This is a genomic window from Pseudomonas sp. LBUM1659, assembly GCF_059716045.1.
In genome coordinates this window covers 5,941,304-5,965,735 of the sequence record NZ_CP166797.1, presented here as the reverse complement: position 1 = coordinate 5,965,735, position 24,432 = coordinate 5,941,304, and the positions used below count along the sequence as shown (strand labels likewise).

Here is a 24,432-nt window from a genome sequence, read left to right as displayed (position 1 = left end):
GCCGCGCGGCTTATATAGACATGTCGCGACGTCGTTTTCAGGAGTTATTGAACGCGCATTCAATTTTAGGCATGGCAATTGCTCTGTCATTACAAAGCCCGTCTCCCACGCGAGAACGATGGCAATAAAAAGAGCCTCCGCCTGAGGCCATCACCCGCTTTGTGTGAGGAGATACCGCGATGACGACGTTCAACTCCGGGGCCCAACCCCAGAACCGTGCGCCTCAATCCATCGGCTTTCTGCTGTTGGACAATTTCACGCTGATTTCTCTGGCCTCCGCAGTCGAACCCCTGCGCATGGCCAACCAATTGTCCGGCCGTGAACTGTATCGCTGGACCACGATCACAGTTGATGGCGGTCAGGTCTGGGCCAGTGACGGCCTGCAGATCACCCCCGACTGCTCCATGCACAAAGCACCCGCCCTGGACACCATCATCGTCTGCGGCGGTATCGGTATCCAACGCACGGTCACCCGTGAGCACGTGTCATGGCTGCAAAGCCAGGCGCGTCAGTCACGTCGTCTCGGCGCGGTCTGCACCGGCAGTTGGGCCCTGGCCTGCGCCGGCCTGCTGGACGGTTTTGATTGCAGCGTGCACTGGGAATGCCTGGCCTCGATGCAGGAAGCCTTCCCGCGTGTGGTCATGAGCACGCGCTTGTTCACCCTGGACCGTAACCGTTTCACCAGTTCCGGCGGCACCGCGCCACTGGACATGATGCTGCACCTGATCAGCCGCGATCACGGCCGTGAACTGTCCGCCGCAATTTCGGAAATGTTTGTCTACGAACGTATCCGCAACGAACAAGATCACCAGCGCGTGCCGCTCAAGCATATGCTGGGGACCAATCAGCCGAAGTTGCAGGAAATCGTTGCGCTGATGGAAGCCAACCTCGAAGAGCCGATCGACCTCGATGAACTGGCGGTGTACGTCGCTGTGTCGCGACGTCAGCTGGAGCGACTGTTCCAGAAGTATCTGCACTGCTCGCCGTCGCGTTACTACTTGAAACTGCGCCTGATCCGCGCCCGGCAGTTGCTCAAGCAAACGCCGATGTCGATCATCGAAGTGGCTTCGGTGTGTGGCTTTGTTTCCACGCCGCACTTCTCCAAGTGCTACCGCGAATACTTCGGCATTCCACCGCGTGACGAGCGCGTAGGTTCCAATACCACGCAACAGGTGGCGATGATGCCGCTGCCGCAGGCACTGGTGCTGTCGCCGTTGTCCGGGCCGTTGTCGGCGTTGAGTCAGGCGCGTAATGAGTCGACGTTCGCCAGCGTCAGGCTCTAAACCGAGGCGACTTCATCGCGGGCAAGCCCAGCTCCCACAGGGGATCTTCAGTGTGATGGAGATCCAGTGTAGGAGCCGGGCTTGCCCGCGATGGCGTCCTGTCAGGCGCTACGGCTCTGCTGATACTCCGCCAACGCTGGCAACAATTGTTTGTCGATGGCCTGACGCACCGCCGGCAGGATGGTGGCGCTGCTGGTGTACATCTGCTTGACCATGGTCCGCAGTTCCATTGCCCGTTCGTTGTTCAAACCCCGTACCGCGCATTCGCAGGCCTGTTCGGCGGTGGCGCCAGGGGGCACTGCAAAGCCCAGTGCCTTGAGCTGGCCCAACAGATCTTCCTGGTCAATCAAATCGGCGTACATCATGACGCAATCCTTCTTCAGGGAACGGTGTCGTGGCTCGATTCTGGTAGGGGGATGAAGTGGCGGCAAGGGCGATTTGACGCAATGGCCGCAATACCTATGAACAGGTCGTTTTCGACTAACTTGTGAATCAACGGAGTGGGCACACTGGACTCAGCTGGCAACACGAAGGTTTGGTCACCCTCGCGCAACGGCTCCTCAACAGTACCCTCCTCAGCTCCGATCCTGTCACGGCTTGATCGGGGTTTTTTTTGCCTGTGAATCAGGGAGGGATGGGGTGTCTGGGATTAAGCCATCGCGAGCAGGCTCACTCCTACACTCAACCGCATTCCTCTGAAAGAACTCGATCAACTGTAGGAGTGAGCCTGCTCGCGAAGAACGATGACGCGGTTTTAGCGTTGCAACACAAGAATCCGCGACAACAACTCATCACGATCGACATAGCAGCCCTGAAAATGCCGCGCACCGCTGGCAGGATCAAACGCATTGCGCGCATGCAGCGTGCGACGGTTATCAAAGCACCACAGCTCACCCGGATTCAGCCGCGTCATCAGCCGGAACCGCGCTTCCCTGGTCATCGCAATGAACCGACGGTAAGCGTGATACAGCTTGGGCATCTGCTCCACGGACGCATCAAACGGCCCACGCAGAAAATTCGCCATGCGGATTTCCGACACTTGCCCGCGTGCATCCAGCGCGATGATTGGCGCCAGGCAGCGGTAGTCGCTGTGACGGTCCTTGTTGCGGAACTCCACAGGGATTTCGCAAAGGCTTTGGAACGCCTCGGGGTCCTCATTGCGCAAGGCTTCGGCAATGGCAAAACCGTCGACGAAAATACTCTCGCCACCGTCGGCGTCATTGACCAGGCAATGCAGAAATTGCAGCCCCGGTTGCAGCTCCCGGGTTGGCAGATCGCTGTGTAAAGGCAAATTGAAAGCGGTGTAAGCATTGCTGTCGGCATCAGCCTTGGATTGCACGTTGAACAGCACGCCGAAATTGCTCTCACGGATAAAGGAAATCCGCTGGGCGATCAGCTTCAGCGAACCCGGCTCAGTAGGCACGCCGCGAACCTGGGTCAGGCCGACATCGCGCACCGCCAGCAGCCATTGCAGCAGGGCGTCGTTGTCATTCATCAGCGCCTGGTAATCGAACACCGGCAACTGCATATCGTTGCGCCAAAGGCGCGCTTTGGGTTTGCCGGCCTGGCGCTCGGCGCGGGATTCATCGTCGTAGGCGTGGGCGCGCAACCAGCCTGGGTCGAAGCGGCTGTGGTGGCCGTCCTGCCAATCGATGCTGAGGCAACCTTCGGCATCGACCCTTGTCCCGCTCGGCATCAGGTTTTGCTCGACATCGACGATTTCCAGCACTTGCTCGCGGGTCACGGTATAGACGCATTGCGGGCACGGGCAGTTGTCTCGCAACCATTGGTGATGAAAGGGGCTGACGCGATCATCGGCCCACTTCACCAGAACTTAGTCCGCCAAGGGTTGCACGCCAGCCAGCGCGCTGATCAACGGATAAGTACGGAAGTCGGCAAAAGCAGCGGCGGTGTTCAATGGCGATCTCCTTGTTATTTTTGGGGGGGTAACGCGATCACTCGGCCAACGTAGTCGGGGGTGGGCAGGTCGGCTTGTTCGGCAACGATGGCTTGCAGCTTAGTGAGCGACAGTTCGCTGAATGGCGCAGAACGCGGCCCGGCGAGGTCGACGTGAAGCAACATTTGCTCGTTGCCGGCCAGCTCCTTGTCATCGCCCACCAGGTGGAGGCTGTGATAGAGGTGCAGGCGTTTGCTGTCGTGGCCAATGATTTGCGTATGCACTTCGACGTCAGCGTCGAGCTTCACTTCGTGCAGGTAATTGAGGTGCAGTTCCAGGGTGAACAGCGAGTTGCCACTGGCTTCGCGATTGTTACTGTCCATGCCCAGACGATCCATCAGCGCGTCGGTGGCGTAGCTGAAGATCAGCAGGTAGTAAGCGTCGCGCAGGTGGCCGTTGTAGTCGACCCAGTCGGGGATGATTTTGGTGCTGTAGGTCGTAAGAGCGGGCATGCGATCAGGTCCTGTAGTAAGGAGAGCCTGTAGGAGCCGGCTTGCCGGCGAATGGGGCAGCGCGGTGTGACAGATACACCGCTAGTCGGCAAAGGCCATCCCATGCTTCTCTTTGGTGGTCTTCACCGCCTCCAGCACCGCCAGCAGGCAATCATCACGATAGCGCTCCAGCGCCGAAATGCTGTGCGTCCCCAGCTGGTCAGTGGTGCCATCCACCACATCATCGATCAATTTGTCGGTCAACTCCGGCGCTGGCAGATAGGTCCAGGGCAACTGCAAGGCCGGCCCGAACTGCGCCATGAAGTGGCGCATTCCGGCATCGCCGCCGGCCAGGGTGTACGTCAAGAACGTGCCCATGAACGACCAGCGCAGGCCCGCGCCAAAACGAATCGCATCGTCGATTTCACCCGTGGTCGCCACCCCGTCGTTAACCAGGTGCAGCGCCTCGCGCCAGAGCGCTTCGAGCAAGCGGTCGGCGATAAAGCCGGGGACTTCCTTGCGTACATGCAGCGGACGCATTCCGAGGGATTCATAGACTTTCATTGCTGCTTGAACGGCTTGCGGTGCGGTGTTTTTGCCACCGACCACTTCCACCAGCGGCAGCAAATAAACCGGGTTGAACGGGTGCCCGACCACGCAGCGTTCCGGGTGCGTTGCACTCTCGTAGAACTCGCTCGGCAACAGGCCCGATGTGCTGGAGCCGATCAAGGCATTGGGTTTGGCCGCCGCGCTGATTTTGCTGTGCAGTTCCAGTTTCAGGTCGAGGCGCTCGGGGGCGCTTTCCTGGATGAAGTCGGCATCGCGAACGCATTCCTCGATCGTCGCGACAAAGCGCAAGCGATCCTGAGAGGCGCCAGGCGCCAGGCCTTGTTTTTCCAGTGCACCCCAGGCGTTGGCGACGCGTTTACGCAGGGCGGCTTCGGCACCTGGCGCCGGGTCCCAAGCCACCACATCGAGGCCATGGGCGAGGGCGCGGGACACCCAACCGCTGCCGATGACACCGCTGCCCAAGGCTGCGAAGGTTTTGATTTCGGTGATGAAGGTCATGGCGACTTCCTGAAAGATTCGATGATCTGCTGTAGGAGCCGGCTTGCCGGCGAAGGCGATTTCAGCACCGCAGAAAATGCGGCGGATGTACCGGCCTCTTCGCCGGCAAGCCGGCTCCTACAGGGGGTGGGGATAAGGGCTTAGCCGCGCTTGGTCAGGCCCATTTTTTTGCGACCTTCAGCCGGGGTCAGCACCCGGGCTCCGAGGCGGCTGAGGATTTCGCTGGCGCGTTCGACCAGTTGGCCGTTGGTCGCCAGTACACCCTTGTCCAGCCAGATATTGTCTTCCAGACCAACCCGCACGTTGCCGCCAAGCAGCACCGCTTGCGCCGCCATTGGCATCTGCATGCGACCGATGCCGAACCCGGCCCACACCGCATTGGCCGGCAGGTTGTCGACCATGGCTTTCATGGTGGTGGTGTCGGCCGGCGCGCCCCACGGGATGCCCAGGCACAGCTGGAACAGCGGGTCGTCGAGCAGGCCTTCCTTGATCAACTGTTTGGCGAACCACAGGTGACCGGTGTCGAAAATTTCCAGCTCGGCTTTCACGCCCAGCTCTTGAATTCGCTTCGCGCCCGCTCGAAGTTGCGCCGGGGTGGACACGTAAATGGTGTCGCCATCGCCGAAGTTCAGGGTGCCGCAATCGAGGGTGCAGATCTCCGGCAGCAGTTCTTCGACATGCGCCAGACGGGTCAACGGGCCGACCAGGTCAGTGTTCGGGCCGAACTCCATCGGGTTCTCGCCCGCACCGATTTCCAGGTCGCCGCCCATGCCAGCGGTGAGGTTGACGATGATGTCGACATCGGCCTCGCGGATGCGCTCCATCACTTCGCGGTACAGCGCCACGTCGCGGCTGAACTTGCCGGTTTCAGGGTTGCGTACGTGGCAGTGAACCACGGTGGCACCGGCCTTGGCGGCTTCCACGGCGGCGGCGGCGATTTGTTTCGGGGTGACCGGCACGTGAGGGCTTTTGCTGGTCGTGTCGCCAGCACCGGTGAGTGCGCAGGTGATGATGACGTCGTGGTTCATTGGGCGGTTCCTTACAGGCAAGTGCTTTTCAGGAGAAAGGCAAGGCGTAATAATCCCGTTCGCAGCCCGGTCGGGCTGCGAACGGTGGTTCGGTTCAGGTCTATTTACTGGTCAGTTTCAGGTTTTCAGCCGCAGGTTTGCCGTCGAAGGTGGTCACGCCTTCGAGCCAGCGCTGCTGGTCTTGCGGGTGATCTTTCAGCCATTGCCTGGCCGATTCGAAGGCATCTTTGTGATCGAGCAGCGGCTGCATCATCCGGCTCTCGTCTTCGGCGGTGTAGGTCAGGTTGCTCAGCAAACGGCCGATGTTCGGGCATTGTTCGCTGTATTTCGGCGCAGTGACGGTCCAGACCGTGGCCATGCCTTCATTCGGGCCCAGGGCGTCGTCACTGCCGGTGAGGTAGGTCATCTTCACGTTGACGTTCATCGGGTGCGGCGCCCAGCCGAAGAACACCACGGCCTCATTGCGGCGCACGGCGCGATCCACCGCCGCGAGCATGCCGGCTTCACTGGACTCGACCAGTTGGAACTTACCGAGGCCGAACTGGTTCTTGGCGATCATTGCCTTGATTTGGGTGTTGGCGCCTGAACCTGGCTCGATACCGTAGATTTTGCCGCCCAGTTCCTTCTCGAACTTGGCGATGTCGGCGAAGGTTTTCAGGCCCTTGTCGGCAAGGTATGTCGGTACTGCGAGGGTGGCGCGGGCGTCTTTCAGGCTGGGGGCTTGCAGCACTTTGACCTGGTTGCCATCGACGAACGGGGTGATGGTCTGGGTCATCAGCGGGTTCCAGTAGCCCAGGAACAAGTCCAGGCGCTGGTCGCGGATCCCGGCGAAGATGATTTGCTGGGACGCGCTGGTTTGTTTGGTGTTGTAGCCGAGGCCGTCGAGCAGGACCTGGGTCATGGCGCTGGTGGCGATTACGTCAGTCCAGTTCACTACGCCCATGCGTACGTTCTGGCACGACGCGGGTTCGGCTGCCATGACACTGGCGCTCAGCAAAGCGGTACCGCTGAGTGCAAGAACACAGCTGCTGATCAGTCGTTTCATCTCAGGTTCCTCGGCAGTTCGTTATTGTGGGTCCGGTCGTCTTTGTGCGCCGGTGATGCCACGTTACGCAGCTAAGGCCCTATGAAAACGCACTACGGCGACCAGCTCTTGCACTGCAGCGACCTGTCCTCTTGAATGCCTGTTGCAAGTGGCGTATCAACATCCTCACGCTACCCGCCCTCACGTTACCCGCCTATCGAGTGCGCTCCATGTCCCAGGATTTCTACTTCTTGTTGATGCCGGGTTTCTCGGCCATTGGATTTATCTCGGCCATCGAACCGCTGCGGGTCGCCAACCGCTTTCGCGGCGAGCTGTATCGCTGGCATGTGTTGAGCGCCGACGGCGGCGCGGTGCTTGCCAGCAATGGCATGTCGGTCAACGCCGATGCGGCGCTGGAGCCATTGAAGAAAGGTGCGATCCTGCTCGTCGTCGCGGGTTTCGAGCCGCTGAAATTTGCCACCCCGGCACTGGAGCACTGGCTGCGTCGCCTCGACAACGAAGGCGTGACCCTCGGGGCCATCGACACCGGCAGCTTCATCCTCGCTGAGGCCGGCCTTCTCGACGGCCACCGCCTGACCCTGCACTGGGAAGCCATCGACGCGTTCAAGGAATCCTATCCACAGCTCAGCGTCACCCAGGAGCTGTTTGAGATCGACCGCCGGCGCATCACCTCGGCTGGCGGCACCGCCTCCATCGACCTGATGCTCGACCTCATCGCCCAGGCCCACGGCCCGGAACTGGCGATCCAGGTCAGCGAACAATTCGTACTCGGCCGCATCCGCCCGCGCAAAGACCACCAGCGCATGGAAGTCGCTACGCGGTATGGCATCAGCAACAAGAAGCTTGTCCACGTTATCGGCGAGATGGAGCAGCACAGCGAACCGCCGCTGAGCACACTGGAACTGGCGGAATCGATCAAAGTGACACGGCGGCAGCTGGAGCGATTGTTTCGCCTGCACCTGAACGACACGCCGAGCAATTTCTACCTGCGTTTACGGTTGGAAAAGGCTCGGCAGTTGTTGCGGCAGACGGATATGAGTGTGCTGGAGGTGAGCATTGCGTGCGGGTTTGAATCGCCGTCGTATTTCACGCGTAGCTATCGGGCGAAGTTTGAGCGGTGTCCACGGGAAGACCGACGGCGGCTAGGGGATGGGCGGGAACTGGTCTGAGCCAAACGCAGATCCAATGTGGGAGCGGGCTTGCTCGCGAAGGCGTTGTGTCGGCCAACATCAATGTTGAATGACTGACCGCTTTCGCGAGCAAGCCCGCTCCCACATTCGATCTGCGTTCGCTTTTATTTCTTCATCAGCATTGAGCAGGCCGCTTTAAACGCTTCATGCTGGTACTTGTTCAGTGTCGCTGGCAGTTCGAAATTGTGTTTTTTGTGCTGCGCATTGATCGTCTGCGGCGACAGCAGTGTCACCTCGCAATTCTCCAGCAACTGGAACACACCTTCGATCTTGAACGTGGTCGGCCCACCCGCAAACTCGCCTTTCTTGCTGCGCTTCTTGATCGCGATCCGGTCGACGGAGTTCTCACGCACGAACGATGCGACCTGGGCGGCAAAGACTTTGACGTTCGCCGCGTCCTCGTCATCGTCGAGGGCGATTTTCTTGGTGGCCAGCGCAATGTGGCTCAGCACTTGGTCGTCGAGGGAGGCTAGGGCGATGATCGCTTCGCTGCCTTTGATTTCGATGCCGCAGACTTTCATTTCGATCCCTTTTGGGTCAGGCGGTGGAGGCTGGATGGTGGCGCAGCGGGGGCGTGAAGTCACGAATTGAGTGCTACAGGGTGGTCGATTGCCCGCGACGGTCCAGCTCGAAGACTTTGTTCTGTTGCAGGCGCGCCTTGAGCCAGCGTTCTGCTTTTCCCATCTTCCGTGTACGGGCCCAGAGCAGGTCAACCCCGACGTGCCAGTCCGTATTGGGGTAGGCGTCAAGTTGCAGTTCGACCAGTTCGCCATTGGCCAGCTCGCGTTGAATCAACTGTCGTGGCAATGTCGCCCAGCCGAGCCCCGCGCGGACCATTTCCAGTAGCGCCAGATAATTTTCTGCCTGCCAGATACGGGTGGAGCACAGGTACTCGCTGCTGGGAAATTTTTCGGCATGTGCACTGAATGCCAGCCGACGGTGCACGTGCAAGTCGTCGAAGTTCACGCTCTCCAGTTTCGCCAGAGCATGCTCCGGGTGACAGACATGCAGCATGATCAACTTGCCCATTTGCTGGAATTCCAGTTCCGGCGGGTATTGGGGTTGGGAGAAGGCGATCCCCAGCACGGCCTGACCCTTGGCCACCAGTTCGCTGACATCCCCATACACCGGGTGCCGAATAATCAGATCGACATACGGGAAGGCCTGTTCGAAATCCAGCAGCGCCGGCATCACGGCGTTGTAAGGCGTTTCGATTGCCAGAGACAGGCTGGGCTCAAGCACATCCGACAAGCAGTCGGCATGGGCCTGCAGCGTCAGGCAGCGCTCCAAAACTGACTGAGCCTGCAGTAGCATTTTGTGGCCAGCCGCCGTCAGGACCGGGCTGCGAGTGGAGCGGTCGAACAGTGCCACGCCGAGGTCATCTTCCAGGTTGGAGATCGCCACACTGACGGTCGATTGAGTCTTGCCCATCTTGCGCGCGGCAGCAGAGAACGACCCGCTTTGCACGGCCTGCACGAACATTTGCAACTGATCCAGCGAGAACTGCATCGGTTTCTCCTTGAGCCCAGGTCGACTTCTCAGTCCATCGTAAAAAACGATGGATGCTCATTTGCTCCATCGAATTTAAGCACGGATTCTACTTCCTGACGTCAGTTCTTCTGCTGCACCGACTTGCGCTGTGCCTGGCCTGTGGATGCCCTCAGGACAATAAGAAAAGCACTTCAGGAGACATTCGATATGAGCAATTCACAGGTTCATCCGGTGGACGAAGTCTTGCCCATCCGCCAACTGCTGACATTTGGCTTGCAGCATGTGTTGGTGATGTATGCGGGGGCAGTAGCGGTGCCGCTGATACTGGGCAGCGCGCTAGGGCTGACGGCGGCGCAGGTGATCACATTGATTAACGCGAACCTGCTGACGTCGGGAATTGCGACGATGATCCAGACCCTCGGTTTCTGGAAGTTCGGCGCCCGTCTGCCCTTGATTCAAGGCTGCTCATTCATAGCCTTGGCGCCCATGATCATGATCGGCAAGGAGTTCGGGCTCACCGAAGTTTTTGGCGCGGTGATCGCCGCCGGGGCGATTACCATCGCTATGGCACCGGTGTTCAGCCGCCTGTTGCGGTTTTTTCCACCGGTGGTGATCGGCAGCCTGATCACCATCATTGGCATCTCCTTGATGCCAGCGGCAGCAATCTGGCTTGGCGGCGGCAATCCCGACTCGGCGGAATTTGGTTCGATGTCGAATTTGTTACTGGGGCTGGTCACGGTGGTCGTGACCTTGGTGGTTTACGCCAGGTTTTCCGGGTTCATCGGCAATCTCAGCGTATTGATCGGGTTGTTCGTTGGCAGCCTGATCGCAGCGGCTTGTGGCATGACTCACTTCGGCCAGGTGAGTAGCGCCGCCTGGTTCGAGCTGAGCCCTCCCATGGCCTTCGGCATGCCGCAGTTTTCGCCGATGCCGATTCTGGTAATGACTCTGGCCATGTTGGTGATCATGGCCGAGACGACTGGCAATTGTCTGGCGATCGGCAAGCTGACGGGCAAGATCACTACCCAGCAAACCCTCGGCAATGCATTTCGGGCTGATGGTCTGTCAACGATGCTGGGTGGCATGTTCAACAGCTTTCCTTACAACGCCTTCACGCAGAACACCGGTCTGATCGCTCTCTCCAACGTCAAAAGCCGATTCGTCGTGGCTTCGGCGGGGGCAATCATGGTGCTTATGGGGTTGTTCCCCAAGCTGGGAGCGCTGATTGCCGCTGTCCCGGCGCCGGTGCTCGGTGGTTGTGCTGTCGTGATGTTCGGCATGACCACGGTGGCCGGGATTCAGGAGCTATCGCGTGTGCAATTCGAAGGCACCCGCAACGGCATTATCGTCGCGGTATCGGTCAGTGTCGGGGTGTTGCCGATGTCTTTTCCGGCCCTGTTCGAACATGCCAGCGGCACCCTCAAACTGGTTCTTGAAAGCGGAATATTTCTCGGGGCGATCACCGCAATCGTGCTCAACGTTTTGCTTAACCCTAAAGACAAAATTCAGCCGGTGACCCAGGGCACGGAGCTCACCGACTAGGGCGTTTTTCGCCCCGATCCCCACCGGTGAGGGGCCTGTTTGAAAATAATAAGGAGTTCATATGACACGCTTCACTTCCGTTGTACCTGCCGGCATCACACAACTTGATCTGCATCTGCTGCGTCGCTCCCTTGAACTTGCGCAAGACTCCAAAGCCCGTGGCCGCCATCCGTTTGCCGCGCTGGTGGCGGATAGGGACGGTAACGTCATCGCGGCGGCGGGCAACAATTCGATGCCACCAAAAGGTGATCCTACCCAGCACGCCGAATTGGCCGCCGCGGCTCAGGCAGCGAAACTGTTGAGCCCGGCCGCTCTGGCCCTCTGCACCCTCTATACCAGCGCCGAACCTTGCTGCATGTGTGCCGGCGCGATCTATTGGACGGGCATCGGTCGTGTAGTTTACGCGCTGTCCGAGCATGCATTGCTTGAACTCACCGGCGCCCACCCGGAGAACCCGACCTTCTCGTTGCCTTGTCGAGAAGTGTTCGCCCGCGGCCAGCGAGAGATTCCAACTTTTGGTCCCATGCTTGAAGACGAAGCGGCCAAGGCACATGAAGGTTTCTGGAATTGAGGGCGGGGGGGGCGAGCCCTTACAGTTCTAGCTGGCTGGCGTTGATTCCGTAAGCGGTGGCAATTTTCTCACGTGTCGCCTTGCGGGGCTTGGCGACCATTTCCTGTTGAGCGAAGGCTGGTTGGGAGATGCCCATGCGTTTGGCAACTTCATCCTGGGAAAGATCATTCCTTGAGGGGCGAACGCAGGAAGTGGCGCCAGCGACCGAAAAACGAATTACATCACTCCTGCCCAATCGACTCCAAAAACTCCGACCGCTCATCACTCATCCGCGCCACGCAGTCATTCTGCGCAATGGTGAAGGCCTTGCTACCGCTGGTCGCCGGAAACGCTTCAACCGCGCAATCCGCATCCCGGGTCTTCAGCCATTGCTGCTGGGCGACCTTGAGTTTGGCGGTGATGTCGGCCAGTTTTGCCGGGTTCTTGCCGTAGGCCGTTTGCATGCGCTCGGCCAGGCTCTGGTAGTTGTCCTTGAGCAGGTCTTCGGCCGTGGTTCTGCTGTAGACCGAGCATTCCAGGGTCTGGATGTCGTTTTCGACTTTGTCGCAGGGGGTGTCTTCGGACTCTTCAGCCGCGTGTACGCCGGTCGCTATCAGTGCCAAAGCCAGGAAGATCGATTTCATTGCGCCGCCGCCCCAATCCAATAGTGCATTCAGTAATGCCGGGAATTCTGGCCTATGCGCAGGCCCTTGAACAGGTGGCCCATGACGTCCAACGTCGACCCTTTGTCGCGGATTGACGCTTTCGGCAAACCCCCTGTCGTTTTTGCACCCGGCTACCCCGTCCCTCAGGCATATGCTGGCCCCAAAGCGCCGGCACACGATTCGGCGCATGAATCGCTAATAGGGGACAGCCTGATGAGCCCAGCCGAATTGCACGCCGACAGCATCGTTATCGACGGTCTGATTATTGCCAAGTGGAACCGTGAGCTGTTCGAAGACATGCGCAAGGGCGGTCTGACCGCGGCCAACTGCACCGTGTCTGTGTGGGAGGGCTTCCAGGCCACCGTCAACAACATCGCCGCCAGCCAGAAGCTGATCCGCGAAAACAGCGACCTGGTGATTCCGGTACGCACCACCGCCGATATCCGCAAGGCCAAAGAGCAGGGCAAGACCGGCATCCTCTTCGGCTTCCAGAATGCTCACGCGTTTGAAGACCAGCTCGGCTATGTCGAGGTGTTCAAGCAGCTCGGCGTCGGCATCGTGCAGATGTGCTACAACACCCAGAACCTGGTCGGCACCGGTTGCTACGAGCGTGATGGCGGCCTGTCGGGCTTCGGTCGCGAAATCGTTGCCGAGATGAACCGCGTCGGCGTCATGTGCGACCTGTCCCACGTCGGCTCCAAGACTTCCGAAGAAGTCATCCTCGAATCCAAAAAGCCGGTTTGCTACTCCCATTGCCTGCCGTCGGGTCTGAAAATTCACCCGCGCAACAAATCCGATGAAGAACTGAAGTTCATCGCCGATCACGGCGGTTTTGTTGGCGTGACCATGTTTGCGCCGTTCCTGGCCAAGGGCATCGATTCGACCATCGACGATTACGCCGAAGCCATCGAATACACCATGAATATTGTTGGCGAAGACGCCATCGGCATCGGCACCGACTTCACCCAGGGCCACGGCCAGGATTTCTTCGAATACCTGACCCATGACAAGGGCTACGCCCGCCGTCTGACCAGCTTCGGCAAGATCATCAACCCGCTGGGCATTCGCACCGTCGGCGAGTTCCCGAACCTGACCGAAACCTTGCTCAAACGCGGTCATTCCGAGCGCGTGGTGCGCAAGATCATGGGCGAGAACTGGGTCAGCGTCCTGAAAGACGTCTGGGGCGAATGAATAACTCTGGAGCCTACTCCGCTCGCCGATAGCTGCGTCAGGTCCTCGCGCCAAGCTCGCCGTACGTCCCGTACTGTCTCGCTTGTCGCTCCGGTCCTTCCTTGCTCTCGACGTGCTCGCTACGGCTCCAAAGTCATTCATACGGCTTTTTTATAAGAGCAAAGCAAAAGCTTTGCTCAGCACCGACCACGAATTTTTCTGGAGTTAAGTTTCCATGGCCAAGATCGCCCCGCAATTGCCAATCGAAGTCGACAGCGAAACCGGTGTCTGGACCTCCGACGCTCTGCCGATGCTGTACGTACCGCGTCACTTCTTCGTCAACAACCACATGGGCATCGAGGAAGTGCTGGGCGCCGAGGCCTACGCCGAAATCCTCTACAAGGCCGGCTACAAATCTGCCTGGCACTGGTGTGAAAAAGAAGCTGAATGCCACGGCCTGGAAGGCGTTGCGGTGTTCGAGCACTACATGAAGCGCCTGTCGCAACGCGGCTGGGGCCTGTTCAAGATCCAGGACATCGACCTCGACAAGGGCACCGCCAGCGTCAAGCTCGAACACTCGGCGTTCGTCTACGTGTACGGCAAAGTCGGGCGCAAGGTCGACTACATGTTCACCGGCTGGTTTGCCGGCGCCATGGACCAGATTCTGCAAGCCCGTGGCAGCAAGATCCGTACGGTTGCCGAGCAAGTCTACGGTGGCTCCGAAGAAGGCCACGACGACGGCCTGTTCACCGTCAAGCCGTTGTAAGTCGAGGAACCCGCCATGGCTTTCGAAGCAATGTTCCAGCCGATCCAGATCGGCAAACTGACCATCCGTAACCGCGTGCTCAGCACCGCGCATGCCGAGGTGTATGCCACCGATGGCGGCATGACCACCGACCGGTACGTCAAGTATTACGAAGAGAAAGCCAAGGGCGGGATCGGCCTGGCGATTTGCGGCGGTTCCTCCAGCGTGGCCATCGACAGCCCGCAAGGCTGGTGGAAGTCGGTCAACCTGGCCGACGACCGGATCATTCCGCACTTCCAGAACCTGGCCGATGCCATGCACAAGCATGGCGCCAAGATCATGATCCAGATTACCCACATGGGCCGTCGTTCCCGCTGGGACGGCGAGCACTGGCCAACCCTGCTGTCGCCGTCGGGCATCCGCGAGCCGGTGCACCGCGCGACTTGCAAAACCATCGAGCCTGAAGAAATCTGGCGGGTGATCGGCAACTACGCCAGCGCTGCGGCGCGGGCCAAGGCCGGTGGCCTGGACGGCGTCGAACTGTCGGCGGTGCACCAGCACATGATCGACCAGTTCTGGAGCCCACGGGTCAACAAACGTACCGACGAATGGGGCGGCAGCTTCGAGAACCGCATGCGTTTCGGCCTCGAAGTGATCAAGGCTGTGCGGGCGGAAGTCGGCCCGGATTTCTGCGTCGGCATCCGTCTGTGCGGTGATGAATTCCACCCGGACGGCTTGTCCCACGAGGACATGAAGCAGATCGCCAAGTATTACGACGACACCGGCATGATCGACTTCATCGGCGTGGTCGGTTCGGGTTGCGACACCCACAACACCCTGGCCAACGTTATCCCGAACATGAGTTATCCACCGGAGCCGTTTTTGCACTTGGCGGCCGGTATCAAAGAAGTGGTCAAGGCCCCGGTCCTGCACGCGCAGAACATCAAGGACCCGAACCAGGCGACCCGTATTCTGGAGGGCGGCTACGTCGACATGGTCGGCATGACCCGCGCCCACATCGCTGACCCGCACCTGATCGCCAAGATCAAGATGGGCCAGGTCGACCAGATCAAACAATGCGTCGGCGCCAACTATTGCATCGACCGTCAGTACCAGGGCCTGGACGTGCTGTGCATCCAGAACGCCGCGACCTCCCGTGAATACATGGGCGTGCCGCACATCATCGAGAAATCGACCGGTGTGAAGCGCAAGGTTGTGGTGGTCGGTGCCGGCCCTGCCGGGATGGAAGCCGCTCGTGTGTCCGCCGAACGTGGCCACGACGTGACCCTGTTCGAGAAGAAAGAATTCATCGGCGGCCAGATCACCACCGCTTCGAAAGCCCCGCAACGGGACCAGATTGCCGGTATCACCCGCTGGTTCCAGCTGGAACTGGCGCGTTTGAAAGTCGACCTGCGCCTGGGCGTGGCGGCGGATGCAGCGACCATTCTCGACCTGCGTCCGGACGTGGTGGTGCTCGCCGTTGGCGGGCATCCGTTCCTGGAGCAGAACGAACACTGGGGCGCGGCTGAAGGCCTGGTGGTCAGCAGCTGGGACATCCTCGACGGCAAGGTGGCACCGGGCAAGAACGTGCTGGTCTACGACACCATTTGCGAGTTCACCGGGATGTCGACGGCCGACTTCCTCGCCGACAAGGGCAGCCAGGTCGAGATCGTCACTGACGACATCAAACCGGGCGTGGCGATTGGCGGCACCTCGTTCCCGACCTACTACCGCAGCATGTACCCCAAAGAAGTGATCATGACCGGGGACATGATGCTGGAGAAGGTTTACCGCGAAGGCGACAAGCTGGTGGCGGTGCTGGAAAACGAATACACCGGCGCCAAAGAGGAGCGGGTGGTGGACCAGGTCGTCGTCGAAAACGGCGTGCGTCCGGACGAAGAAATCTACTACGCCCTGAAGGAAGGTTCGCGCAACAAAGGCCAGATGGACATCGAAGCCTTGTTCGCGATCAAGCCACAACCTTCACTGAGCCAGGCGGGCGACGGCTACTTGCTGTTCCGCATCGGCGACTGCGTGGCGCAGCGCAACACCCACGCCGCCATCTACGACGCGCTGCGGTTGTGCAAGGATTTCTAAGAGCTTGTGGATAACCCCTGTAGGAGCAGAGCTTGCTCGCGATAGCGTTGGAACATCCGATGCATTCTGTGCGGTAGCAATACCGCCATCGCGAGCAAGCTCTGCTCCTACAGGGAATCGGGCAAGGCATCCAGGTAGTTTGGCCTGCAAGACCCTGCGGTCTTTGGGAGCTCCACCATGTTGAACACCCTTCTTCCAATCCTGTTGTTCGCTGCCCTGGGCCTTGCGGTTCTGGGCGCGTTACGGCGGGTGGCCATGTGGCGCCGGGGCCGAGCCTCGAAGGTCGCCCTGATCGGCGGCCTGTTTGCCATGCCCAAGCGCTACATGGTCGACTTGCACCATGTCGTCGCGCGGGACAAATACATCGCCAACACTCACGTTGCCACAGCCGGTGGTGCGGTGGCGTCCATCGTGCTGGCGATTCTGGTGCACGGTTTCGGCCTGCATAACCGCATCTTGGGTTATGCGCTACTGTTGATGACGGTCGTGATGTTCGTCGGCGCGATCTTTGTCTACCTGCGTCGGCGCAATCCGCCAGCGCGTTTGTCCAAAGGCCCGTGGATGCGCCTGCCAAAAAGCTTGCTGGCGTTCTCGGCATCGTTCTTCCTGTTGACCCTGCCGGTCGCCGGCATCCTGCCGGAAAATTTCGGTGGTTGGCTGGTAGCTGCGATCCTTGGCGTCGGCGTGTTGTGGGGCGTTTCGGAACTGTTCTTCGGCATGACCTGGGGCGGGCCGATGAAGCACGCCTTCGCCGGCGCGCTGCACCTGGCCTGGCACCGCCGTGCCGAGCGTTTTGGTGGCGGCCGTTCCACCGGTTTGAAACCGCTGGACCTGAACGATCCAACCGCGCCACTGGGCGTGGAAAAACCCAAGGATTTCACCTGGAACCAACTGCTCGGTTTCGACGCCTGCGTGCAGTGCGGTAAATGCGAAGCCGCGTGCCCGGCCTACGCCGCCGGCCAGCCGCTGAACCCGAAAAAACTCATTCAAGACATGGTCGTTGGCCTGGCCGGAGGCACCGACGCCAAATTCGCCGGCAGCCCTTACCCATCCCTTGACGGCGGTGGCAAAGCGATTGGCGAGCACGCCGGCAATCCGCATCAACCGATTGTCAACGGCCTGGTGGACGCTGAAACCCTGTGGTCCTGCACCACCTGCCGCGCTTGCGTCGAGGAATGCCCGATGATGATCGAGCACGTCGACGCCATCGTCGACATGCGTCGCCATCTGACTCTGGAAAAAGGCGCGACTCCGAACAAGGGCGCCGAAGTCCTGGAAAACCTGATCGCCACCGACAACCCGGGCGGCTTTGCGCCGGGCGGGCGGATGAACTGGGCGGCGGATTTGAACCTCACGCTGATGAGCGAGAAGAAATCCGTCGACGTGCTGTTCTGGGTCGGTGACGGCGCCTTCGACATGCGCAACCAGCGCACCCTGCGTGCCTTCGTCAAAGTGCTGAAAGCGGCCAAGGTCGACTTCGCGGTACTCGGTCTGGAAGAGCGCGACAGCGGTGACGTGGCCCGACGTCTGGGCGACGAAGCGACGTTCCAGTTGTTGGCCAAGCGCAACATCCAGACCCTGGCCAAGTACAGCTTCAACCGCATCGTCACCTGCGACCCGCACAGCTTCCACGTGCTGAAAAACGAGTACGGCGCCTTCGACGGCCACTACCTCGTGCAGCACCACAGTACGTACATGGCGGAAATTATCGGCGCTGGCGCCCTGAACCTCGGTCAGCACAAAGGCAGTAGCGTGACCTATCACGACCCGTGCTACCTCGGTCGCTACAACGGCGAATACGAGGCGCCGCGCGAAGTGCTGCGCGCCCTCGGGATTGAAGTGAAAGAGATGCAACGCTCCGGATTCCGCTCGCGCTGCTGCGGCGGTGGTGGCGGTGCGCCGATCACCGACATTCCCGGCAAGCAACGGATCCCTGACATGCGCATGGAGGACATCCGCGAAACCGGTGCGGAACTGGTGGCCGTGGGTTGTCCACAATGCACCGCGATGCTCGAAGGCGTAGTCGAACCGCGTCCGCTGATCAAGGACATCGCCGAACTGGTCGCCGATGCATTGCTCGAAGATGCCGCACCGAGCAAACCGGCTGCACCGGCCCAACGTGAACCTGCGGAGGCTCATTGATGAGCGACATTATCCGCCGCGACCCCCGCGCCGAATGGATTGCCCGTAACCGCTTGCACCCGCTGCACGCGGCCATGCAACCGGCGCAACACAGCTGGATGGGGCCGAACGGCGTCATCCGCAAGAATCTGCATGGCATCGGTTTTATCGGCCCCAACGGCATCAAGCGCATTGACCGCAGCGGCGCTCAGCAGGGCGGGGCGACTAAACGCACTGCCGCTGTTGAAGTGCAATTGCCGCTGCATCAGGTGCCTGCACCGGCGTTTTACATCAGCGTAGTACCGGACATGGTCGGCGGCCGCTTGAGCAGCCACGACCGCGATTTGCTAGGTCTGGCTCATCAATTGGCCGGCAAGGACGGCGCGGTATTGGCCGTGGTCTTTGGCGAGCACAAAGAGAATGCCTTCGCCACGGCAGGCGTTGATCGCTTGCTGGTATTGGAGGGCGACGAATTCAGCGGTTATGCACCGGAACAACGTGTCCAGGGTCTACGGGCTGTGGATAACCAGTTCAGCCCGCGTCACTGGTTGCTGCCGGACAGTCGCAGCGGCGGTGGAGAACTCGGTCGGCGCTTTGCTGCTGCGCTGGGCGAACGCCCGGCCACGCGGGTCTGGCAGGTCAAGGATCAGGAGTGCATAGGCCGCGCCGGTGCCGGTCTGCAAGACCTCGCGCGTCCGGTTGCTCGACTGATTCTGGCGGCTGCCGAATGCGCCGAACCGGTCAGCGAAACCCGTCACGAAGCCTTGCCGGTTGAGTTATCCACAGCCGTGGCGCGCAGTTTGTCGCGTATCGAGGACTTGGGCGCGGTGGCGGTGGACCCAGCGGCGATTCCGATGGCCGAAGCCGAGTTCATCTTCTCTGGCGGCAACGGGGTCAAGGACTGGGGACTTTTCCACAGGACCGCCCAAGCGTTGGGCGCCACCGAAGGCGCCTCCCGCGTGGCGGTGGACGATGGCTTTATGGCGCGCGACCGTCAGGTCGGCGCGTCCGGCACCTGGGTCACCGCGCGGGTTTACGTGGCCGTAGGCATTTCCGGGGCGATTCAGCACCTGCAAGGCATCGGTGCCTGCGACAAGGTGGTGGCGATCAACCTCGACCCTGGCTGCGACATGATCAAACGGGCCGACCTGTCGGTGATCGGCGAGAGCGCCGAGATTCTTCAAGCCTTGATCGATGCGGTAGCGGCTTACCGCGACGACGCCAAGCGCGATGCGGCTTAAGGGAAGGAAAGGGTTATGAGCACGAAAATCATCAGCCTGGTGTCCATCGGCGCCCACCCGACTTCTGGCCGGCCACGTCGCGCGGAGCAGGATGCACGGGCGGTGGAGCTGGGCCTGCAACTGGCCGGGGATAACCTGCAAGTGCTGCATGCCGGCGACGTCGCGGAACCGGCGCTGCGCGCGTATCTGGGCATGGGCCTGGAGCAGTTGCATGTACTGGAACAACCGTCGGGTGCTGATGCATTACCGGCGTTGACCGCTTATTTGCGCGATGCGGGGGCCCAGGTCGTACTGACCGGCAGTCAGGCAGAAACCGGCGAAGGCTCGGGCATGTTGCCGTTCCTGCTGGCGGAAAGCCTCGGCTGGCCGCTGGTGGTTGGTTTGGCGCAGGTGGAATCCATCGACGGCAATTCGGCGCTGGTTCTTCAAGCCTTGCCGCGTGGTCAGCGTCGTCGCTTGAAAGTGCGCCTGCCGTTTCTCGCCACTGTGGATAACGCTGCGCCGAAGCCTCGGCAAAGCGCCTACGGCCCGGCTCGACGTGGCGTGCTGCAAGCCGATGAAGTCGAAGTGATCGACGATGAACTGCTGACGGTCGCCACGTTGCAACCGGCCAAACCCCGGCCTAAACGCCTCAAGGTGATCAAGGCCAAGAGCGGCGCGGACCGGATGAAAGCAGCCACGGCCAAGGCCAGTGGCGGCGGCGGGCAGGTGCTTAAAGGCGTGACGGCGCAAGTGGGTGCCGAAGCCATTCTCAAGTTATTGATCGAAGAAGGCGTGGTCCGCTAGCGGTCCTGTGGGGGCAGGTAAATGGCAGTTGAATTTCGTTCAGCCCTGCGCAGCGATGCGCGGGAGATAGCGCGGTTGTTCCAGATTTCAGCAGCGGGCGCTTCGGATTACATCTGGAGCCAGTTGGCGCAGCCCGGCCAGGACCTGCTTGATGTGGGCGCCAGTCGTTACGCCCGTGACGATGTCGATTTTTCCTGGCAGAACTGCGTGATTGCGCAGGCCGAAGGCAATGTCATTGGCATGATGCACAGCTACGTGAAGCGTCATGATCCGATGGCGGCCCCCGTCACCGATCCAGTGCTGGCGCCGTACGCCAAAATGGAAATCCCCGACACCCTGTATATCTCCAGCCTCGCGCTGCATGAGGGTTGGCGGAACCTGGGCCTGGGCAAGCAATTCCTCGCTTACGCCTACGACCGAGCCAACCTGTTGGGGCTCAATGGCCTGAGCCTGATCGACTATGCGGCCAACACCGGCGCCCGGCGGTTTTACGAGCGGCATGGCTTTCGAGTCGTCGACACCTGCCAGATCACACCCCACCCAATGATTCGGGTCACGGGTGAAGCCTATCTGATGTACCGGCCGTAGGGCTGCCTCCCGCCATGCCGCTCGGTGAACTACAGTTTTGCTGTGCGCTGGTCAAGGGTGCAGCACGGTTTACGGAGCTTTCAGACGTTCAGCGCTGAGTCATAAAACCCGTTTTTATGCGTGGGTTGAACATGAAGGCTTTGTGGCGGCGTACGACCTGGTTGCTCTGCGCGGTGATGTGCATGCCTGCGGGGTTGATGGCGGCTGCCAAGCCAGACACTGTCGAACCACGCAATGAGGCTGATCAGGATTTTTATCAGTGGATGGAGTCCGAGCAAGGGCAAAATGCGTCCTTGGCCCAACTGCGCAAGCAATGCGACATGGTTGTGGACGCCGCAAATCACCTCGATTGCTCAGTGACCGTTTTCGCCCGCATGTTTGAAGCCAAAGCCTCCAACCAGCTCCCTGATTACTACCTGGCGATCAAGCGTCGCCATGCTCAGGCCATCGCGAATGACCCCGAGCTCAACGTCTTGTTTTCCATGTTTGGCCGCCAATCGATCGCCACCCTGCGCGCGGTCGGCGATTTTTCGGTAACCCGCTCCCGACGGCACGAGGTGCTGACGATTTATCCCCGCCCCAGTGAGGGTTACGTCACGGACGAAGTGCTGCCCTACGTCGACGTCAAAGCGGCCAATGGCGTCTCCTCACGCTTTATTGTCGACACCGGCGCCCCGCAAACCCGGGTCAACGACGAAACCGCGAAGCGGATGGGCATCACGTTGTTAACCGACTCCCATTACGGCTACAGCACGTTTTATGGGGAGCACGACCTGTCGGCCAAACTCGGGATCTTTCAATCGTTGAAGGTCGGCGGGAGCGAGTTCAGAAACGTCCTGGTGTTTGTCAGTGACCGGGATAACTTGTTGGGGCTTGATCTGATCGGAAAGTTGGGGCAATTGAAGCTCAAGAAAAAGACCTTGGAACTCAACGCTGAACGTCCCGCGCGATGCGATTCTCCCGTTACCTATTCGCGTGCGGACATCAATCAAAGACTGACCATTTCCGCACGGCTGGATCGTCGGGCGACGCTGGCGATTCTTGATACCGGGAATGTGGATTACCTGACATCGGCCTCGCCTGGTGACTCGCCCATTCACATCGCCGAACACCCGCATCACCAGACCTTCAAGGGCGAGTTGGATTTGTCCGGGAACATCAGGGTAGTGACCTACAAATACTACCCGGGCTTCACCATCCCTCCGTCGTTGATGTCAGGACAGTACGTGCCTTCGATTCTGCTTGGGTGGCGGGCATTCAATGATTATGAATTGAACCTGGACACTGAATCAGGTCGCTCATGCCTGAATAAAATCTGATTTACCCACAAACCCTGTTAGCGCTTCTGTGGATAACGTGTTTGCCCCTCGCTACACCCCATACAAATCAAGCGCTGCAAGCCATCGTACAAAAAACAACCAGGCTAACTGGCGGTTTTTACAGGCTTTTTGCGGTGGATAAGGTTTCCCGTTCTCTAATACTTGCCCCCAATCTCTGTTGGCGCTTCTGTGGATAAGATGTTCGCTAACCGCTACAGGCCATGTAAACCGGATGTTTCAGGTGATTGATTAAAAAACGATCAAATCGTCGATCTGGACCGGTAAACGTCGCGCAAACCCCGATTTTTCGCGGCTTTCATCGGTTTTCCACAGCAAGACGGAAGTTGCCCCCAAAGTCTGTTGGCGCTTCTGTGGATAAGGTGTTTGCCATCCGCTGCAAGCCACGTCGAACGTGCCCTGTAAGCTTTCGATCAAAAAACAACCAGCCGCTGTCAAAAACCCTGCTTTTGGATAAGTCACGGATTTTCTTCGGTTTCTGTGGAGAAAGTTTTCGGTAAAACCCCACTTGTCCCCAATAGCTGTGGGTGGAGGTGTGGATAACTTGTTTGTGGAAGGCTGGGAGGTGCGGGCGGCATAGCGCTGAACGGAATAGGTCATATTTCGTACAGCTCTGAGTCGGGAGAAAGATATCGGGGAAGGATGTGTTGTTAGGGAGGGCGCTATCGCGAGCAGGCTCGCTCCCACATGGTCGGGTGTGCTCCGATCTACTGTGGGAGCGAGCCTGCTCGCGAAGCTTTTGACTTTAGCCCTGAACAGGAACCCCTTTGAGGTACGGCGCAGGCTCGGCCCCCAGGTTGTTCAGCAAACGCTCGCTGTACCAGTCCACAAAGTTCACCACGCCAAATTCATAGGTCTTGGAGTAAGGCCCAGGCTGGTACGCGGTGGAGTTGATGCCGCGCTGGTTCTCTTCGGCCAGGCGACGGTCCTGGTCGTTGGTGGCGTCCCAAACCTTGCGCATGCGCTCCACGTCGTAGTCCACGCCTTCAACCGCGTCTTTGTGCACGATCCACTTGGTGGTGACCATGGTTTCCTGGGCGCTGATCGGCCACACGGTGAACACGATGATGTGATCGCCCATGCAGTGGTTCCACGAGTGCGGCAGGTGCAGGATGCGCATCGAGCCCAGGTCCGGGTTCTTGATGCGGCCCATGAGCTTGGCGCAGCCCTGTTTGCCGTCCAGGGTCATGGACACGGTGCCTTTGAGCAGCGGCATGCGCACGATGCGGTTACGCAGGCCGAAACTGGCGTGGGCGTAAGGGATCTTCTCGGCTTCCCAGGCAGCAGCGGAGGCGGCTACGTGGTCCTTGAAGGCCTGATCGGCGCGCGGGTCGGTGACGTCGTCCCACTCCAGCAGGGTTTTCAGCAGTTCCGGGTGCGACGCGTTGCAGTGGTAGCACTCGCGGTTGTTTTCCAGCACCAGTTTCCAGTTGGCCTTTTCCATCAAGGTGGTGGTAATCGCCACCTTGGTGTTCTCCATGTCGTACGGTTCCATGTAATGGTTGAGCGTCGACAGGAAGTCATCAATGGCCGGCGGGTTCTCCGACAGGCTGATGAAAATGTAGCCACCAGCGGTTTTCACATTCACCGGCTTGAGGCCGTACTGGTTCATGTCGAAGTCGGCGCCCATTTCGGTGCCAGCGAACAGCAAACGACCGTCCAGCTCATACGTCCACTGGTGGTAATGGCAGACCAGTTTGGCGACTTTGCCTTTTTCACTGGTGCACAGGCGCGATCCACGGTGGCGGCAGACGTTGTGAAACGCATGCACCACGCCTTCAGCGCCGCGAATCACGATGATCGGGTTCTTGCCGACCTGCAGGGTCAGGTAGTTGCCCTTGGTCGGGATCTCGCAGGTCATGCCGGCGATCAACCACTCTTTCTGGAAGATTTCCTGCATGTCGATATCAAACAGCCGCTCGTCAGAGTAAAACGGCTGCGGCAGCGAGAAAGTACGCTCGCGCTCTTGCAGCATCTGCGCGGTGGCCTTGCGTGCGGGTTCCAGTGGATCGCCCAGACTGATTTTTGCGGTGACGTCCATCGATGTGATCCTCATGGCCATTCTGTGTGGCCGGCGAAATAGTGGCTAATCAGGTT

Annotated in this window: 22 protein-coding genes and 2 pseudogenes; 12 read left to right on the top strand and 12 right to left on the bottom strand. The window is 59.8% G+C overall.

Annotation, left to right across the window (positions count from 1 at the left end; all coding sequences use genetic code 11):
• The first annotated feature begins 179 nt into the window (after window positions 1-179).
• The gene (gene gbdR, locus ACA048_RS27270; RefSeq protein WP_150780568.1) at window positions 180-1,283 is read left to right on the top strand and encodes a choline metabolism transcriptional regulator GbdR; all 1,104 of its coding nucleotides are present in this window, start codon (window positions 180-182) and stop codon (window positions 1,281-1,283) included.
• Window positions 1,284-1,384: 101 nt separating this feature from the next.
• On the opposite strand, the gene ACA048_RS27265 is transcribed toward gbdR, so the two are convergent.
• The 6 genes and pseudogenes from ACA048_RS27265 to ACA048_RS27240 form a co-directional block, all read right to left on the bottom strand.
• Complete coding sequence (locus tag ACA048_RS27265; RefSeq protein ID WP_401354025.1) at window positions 1,385-1,648, bottom strand: hypothetical protein; 264 nt, start codon at window positions 1,646-1,648, stop codon at window positions 1,385-1,387.
• 389 nt (window positions 1,649-2,037) lie between these two features.
• Window positions 2,038-3,201: pseudogene (locus ACA048_RS27260) on the bottom strand (gamma-butyrobetaine dioxygenase).
• Window positions 3,202-3,215: 14 nt separating this feature from the next.
• The gene (locus ACA048_RS27255; RefSeq protein WP_497627031.1) at window positions 3,216-3,692 is read right to left on the bottom strand and encodes a thioesterase family protein; all 477 of its coding nucleotides are present in this window, start codon (window positions 3,690-3,692) and stop codon (window positions 3,216-3,218) included.
• An 81-nt stretch (window positions 3,693-3,773) separates the two neighbouring features.
• Entirely contained in the window at window positions 3,774-4,739 is a 966-nt protein-coding gene (locus ACA048_RS27250) for an L-carnitine dehydrogenase (RefSeq protein WP_497627030.1), read from the bottom strand.
• A 140-nt stretch (window positions 4,740-4,879) separates the two neighbouring features.
• Window positions 4,880-5,767 (bottom strand): 3-dehydrocarnitine:acetyl-CoA trimethylamine transferase CdhC, encoded by an 888-nt coding sequence (gene cdhC / locus ACA048_RS27245; protein ID WP_223515850.1) that lies wholly within the window; start codon window positions 5,765-5,767, stop codon window positions 4,880-4,882.
• Window positions 5,768-5,867: 100 nt separating this feature from the next.
• The gene (locus ACA048_RS27240) at window positions 5,868-6,812 is read right to left on the bottom strand and encodes a choline ABC transporter substrate-binding protein (protein WP_497627029.1); all 945 of its coding nucleotides are present in this window, start codon (window positions 6,810-6,812) and stop codon (window positions 5,868-5,870) included.
• A 209-nt stretch (window positions 6,813-7,021) separates the two neighbouring features.
• On the opposite strand from ACA048_RS27240, the gene ACA048_RS27235 reads away from it, so the two are divergent.
• Window positions 7,022-7,981, top strand: coding sequence for a GlxA family transcriptional regulator (locus ACA048_RS27235; protein WP_497627028.1), 960 nt, complete (start codon window positions 7,022-7,024; stop codon window positions 7,979-7,981).
• 125 nt (window positions 7,982-8,106) lie between these two features.
• On the opposite strand, the gene ACA048_RS27230 is transcribed toward ACA048_RS27235, so the two are convergent.
• Together ACA048_RS27230 and ACA048_RS27225 are read right to left on the bottom strand one after the other, a co-directional pair.
• The gene (locus ACA048_RS27230) at window positions 8,107-8,523 is read right to left on the bottom strand and encodes a DUF3010 family protein (protein ID WP_497627027.1); all 417 of its coding nucleotides are present in this window, start codon (window positions 8,521-8,523) and stop codon (window positions 8,107-8,109) included.
• 73 nt (window positions 8,524-8,596) lie between these two features.
• The gene (locus ACA048_RS27225) at window positions 8,597-9,511 is read right to left on the bottom strand and encodes a LysR family transcriptional regulator (RefSeq protein WP_497627026.1); all 915 of its coding nucleotides are present in this window, start codon (window positions 9,509-9,511) and stop codon (window positions 8,597-8,599) included.
• A 189-nt stretch (window positions 9,512-9,700) separates the two neighbouring features.
• On the opposite strand from ACA048_RS27225, the gene ACA048_RS27220 reads away from it, so the two are divergent.
• Window positions 9,701-11,035, top strand: coding sequence for a nucleobase:cation symporter-2 family protein (locus tag ACA048_RS27220; RefSeq protein WP_497627025.1), 1,335 nt, complete (start codon window positions 9,701-9,703; stop codon window positions 11,033-11,035).
• A gap of 61 nt (window positions 11,036-11,096) precedes the next feature.
• Complete coding sequence (locus ACA048_RS27215) at window positions 11,097-11,606, top strand: nucleoside deaminase (RefSeq protein WP_497627024.1); 510 nt, start codon at window positions 11,097-11,099, stop codon at window positions 11,604-11,606.
• Between the two features lie 19 nt (window positions 11,607-11,625).
• Here the strand turns inward: ACA048_RS27215 and ACA048_RS27210 are convergent.
• Both ACA048_RS27210 and ACA048_RS27205 read right to left on the bottom strand, forming a co-directional pair.
• Window positions 11,626-11,811 (bottom strand): annotated as a pseudogene (locus ACA048_RS27210) (helix-turn-helix domain-containing protein); the annotation flags it as partial.
• Window positions 11,812-11,827: 16 nt separating this feature from the next.
• Window positions 11,828-12,229, bottom strand: coding sequence for a lysozyme inhibitor LprI family protein (locus tag ACA048_RS27205; RefSeq protein WP_497627023.1), 402 nt, complete (start codon window positions 12,227-12,229; stop codon window positions 11,828-11,830).
• A gap of 234 nt (window positions 12,230-12,463) precedes the next feature.
• Between ACA048_RS27205 and ACA048_RS27200 the strand changes: the two genes are divergently transcribed.
• The 8 genes from ACA048_RS27200 to ACA048_RS27165 all read left to right on the top strand — a co-directional run bounded on the left by ACA048_RS27200 (window position 12,464) and on the right by ACA048_RS27165 (window position 22,317).
• On the top strand, window positions 12,464-13,441 hold the full coding sequence (locus ACA048_RS27200) for a dipeptidase (RefSeq protein ID WP_497627022.1): 978 nt from the start codon (window positions 12,464-12,466) through the stop codon (window positions 13,439-13,441).
• 214 nt (window positions 13,442-13,655) lie between these two features.
• Window positions 13,656-14,186, top strand: coding sequence for a DUF5943 domain-containing protein (locus ACA048_RS27195; RefSeq protein ID WP_007947752.1), 531 nt, complete (start codon window positions 13,656-13,658; stop codon window positions 14,184-14,186).
• Between the two features lie 15 nt (window positions 14,187-14,201).
• Complete coding sequence (dgcA, locus tag ACA048_RS27190) at window positions 14,202-16,262, top strand: dimethylglycine demethylation protein DgcA (RefSeq protein ID WP_046052432.1); 2,061 nt, start codon at window positions 14,202-14,204, stop codon at window positions 16,260-16,262.
• Window positions 16,263-16,439: 177 nt separating this feature from the next.
• On the top strand, window positions 16,440-18,404 hold the full coding sequence (gene dgcB, locus ACA048_RS27185; RefSeq protein ID WP_497627021.1) for a dimethylglycine demethylation protein DgcB: 1,965 nt from the start codon (window positions 16,440-16,442) through the stop codon (window positions 18,402-18,404).
• Window positions 18,404-19,624 carry an electron transfer flavoprotein subunit alpha gene (etfA, locus tag ACA048_RS27180; protein WP_497627020.1) on the top strand — a complete coding sequence of 407 codons (1,221 nt, stop codon included), beginning with the start codon at window positions 18,404-18,406 and terminating at the stop codon, window positions 19,622-19,624. The genes dgcB and etfA overlap by 1 nt, the downstream gene beginning before the upstream one ends.
• A 15-nt stretch (window positions 19,625-19,639) precedes the next feature.
• Window positions 19,640-20,410 (top strand): electron transfer flavoprotein subunit beta, encoded by a 771-nt coding sequence (gene etfB, locus ACA048_RS27175; protein WP_497627019.1) that lies wholly within the window; start codon window positions 19,640-19,642, stop codon window positions 20,408-20,410.
• A 21-nt stretch (window positions 20,411-20,431) separates the two neighbouring features.
• A complete protein-coding gene (locus ACA048_RS27170; protein WP_497627018.1) occupies window positions 20,432-20,998 on the top strand; it encodes a GNAT family N-acetyltransferase in 567 nt (188 codons plus the stop codon).
• 131 nt (window positions 20,999-21,129) lie between these two features.
• Entirely contained in the window at window positions 21,130-22,317 is a 1,188-nt protein-coding gene (locus tag ACA048_RS27165) for a retropepsin-like aspartic protease (RefSeq protein ID WP_497627017.1), read from the top strand.
• A gap of 249 nt (window positions 22,318-22,566) precedes the next feature.
• Here the strand turns inward: ACA048_RS27165 and ACA048_RS27160 are convergent, their stop codons facing one another.
• Both ACA048_RS27160 and gbca read right to left on the bottom strand, forming a co-directional pair.
• Window positions 22,567-22,935, bottom strand: coding sequence for a hypothetical protein (locus ACA048_RS27160; RefSeq protein WP_497627016.1), 369 nt, complete (start codon window positions 22,933-22,935; stop codon window positions 22,567-22,569).
• A 145-nt stretch (window positions 22,936-23,080) separates the two neighbouring features.
• A complete protein-coding gene (gene gbca, locus ACA048_RS27155) occupies window positions 23,081-24,376 on the bottom strand; it encodes a glycine betaine monooxygenase oxygenase subunit (RefSeq protein WP_310349823.1) in 1,296 nt (431 codons plus the stop codon).
• Window positions 24,377-24,432: the final 56 nt, after the last annotated feature.

What these genes read in the sequence shown, in the direction of transcription:
- dgcA (WP_046052432.1), top strand. Translation starts at nt 14,202, where the DNA reads ATGGCTTTCGAAGCAATGTTCCAGCCGATCCAGATCGGCAAACTGACC.
- ACA048_RS27235 (WP_497627028.1), top strand. Translation starts at nt 7,022, where the DNA reads ATGTCCCAGGATTTCTACTTCTTGTTGATGCCGGGTTTCTCGGCCATT.
- ACA048_RS27170 (WP_497627018.1), top strand. Translation starts at nt 20,432, where the DNA reads ATGGCAGTTGAATTTCGTTCAGCCCTGCGCAGCGATGCGCGGGAGATA.
- ACA048_RS27265 (WP_401354025.1), bottom strand. Translation starts at nt 1,648, where the DNA reads ATGATGTACGCCGATTTGATTGACCAGGAAGATCTGTTGGGCCAGCTC.
- etfB (WP_497627019.1), top strand. Translation starts at nt 19,640, where the DNA reads ATGAGCACGAAAATCATCAGCCTGGTGTCCATCGGCGCCCACCCGACT.
- ACA048_RS27255 (WP_497627031.1), bottom strand. Translation starts at nt 3,692, where the DNA reads ATGCCCGCTCTTACGACCTACAGCACCAAAATCATCCCCGACTGGGTC.
- ACA048_RS27225 (WP_497627026.1), bottom strand. Translation starts at nt 9,511, where the DNA reads ATGCAGTTCTCGCTGGATCAGTTGCAAATGTTCGTGCAGGCCGTGCAA.
- ACA048_RS27250 (WP_497627030.1), bottom strand. Translation starts at nt 4,739, where the DNA reads ATGACCTTCATCACCGAAATCAAAACCTTCGCAGCCTTGGGCAGCGGT.
- ACA048_RS27240 (WP_497627029.1), bottom strand. Translation starts at nt 6,812, where the DNA reads ATGAAACGACTGATCAGCAGCTGTGTTCTTGCACTCAGCGGTACCGCT.
- gbca (WP_310349823.1), bottom strand. Translation starts at nt 24,376, where the DNA reads ATGGACGTCACCGCAAAAATCAGTCTGGGCGATCCACTGGAACCCGCA.
- cdhC (WP_223515850.1), bottom strand. Translation starts at nt 5,767, where the DNA reads ATGAACCACGACGTCATCATCACCTGCGCACTCACCGGTGCTGGCGAC.
- ACA048_RS27220 (WP_497627025.1), top strand. Translation starts at nt 9,701, where the DNA reads ATGAGCAATTCACAGGTTCATCCGGTGGACGAAGTCTTGCCCATCCGC.
- ACA048_RS27230 (WP_497627027.1), bottom strand. Translation starts at nt 8,523, where the DNA reads ATGAAAGTCTGCGGCATCGAAATCAAAGGCAGCGAAGCGATCATCGCC.
- ACA048_RS27160 (WP_497627016.1), bottom strand. Translation starts at nt 22,935, where the DNA reads ATGACCTATTCCGTTCAGCGCTATGCCGCCCGCACCTCCCAGCCTTCC.
- ACA048_RS27165 (WP_497627017.1), top strand. Translation starts at nt 21,130, where the DNA reads ATGAAGGCTTTGTGGCGGCGTACGACCTGGTTGCTCTGCGCGGTGATG.
- ACA048_RS27215 (WP_497627024.1), top strand. Translation starts at nt 11,097, where the DNA reads ATGACACGCTTCACTTCCGTTGTACCTGCCGGCATCACACAACTTGAT.
- etfA (WP_497627020.1), top strand. Translation starts at nt 18,404, where the DNA reads ATGAGCGACATTATCCGCCGCGACCCCCGCGCCGAATGGATTGCCCGT.
- ACA048_RS27200 (WP_497627022.1), top strand. Translation starts at nt 12,464, where the DNA reads ATGAGCCCAGCCGAATTGCACGCCGACAGCATCGTTATCGACGGTCTG.
- ACA048_RS27205 (WP_497627023.1), bottom strand. Translation starts at nt 12,229, where the DNA reads ATGAAATCGATCTTCCTGGCTTTGGCACTGATAGCGACCGGCGTACAC.
- gbdR (WP_150780568.1), top strand. Translation starts at nt 180, where the DNA reads ATGACGACGTTCAACTCCGGGGCCCAACCCCAGAACCGTGCGCCTCAA.
- ACA048_RS27195 (WP_007947752.1), top strand. Translation starts at nt 13,656, where the DNA reads ATGGCCAAGATCGCCCCGCAATTGCCAATCGAAGTCGACAGCGAAACC.
- dgcB (WP_497627021.1), top strand. Translation starts at nt 16,440, where the DNA reads ATGTTGAACACCCTTCTTCCAATCCTGTTGTTCGCTGCCCTGGGCCTT.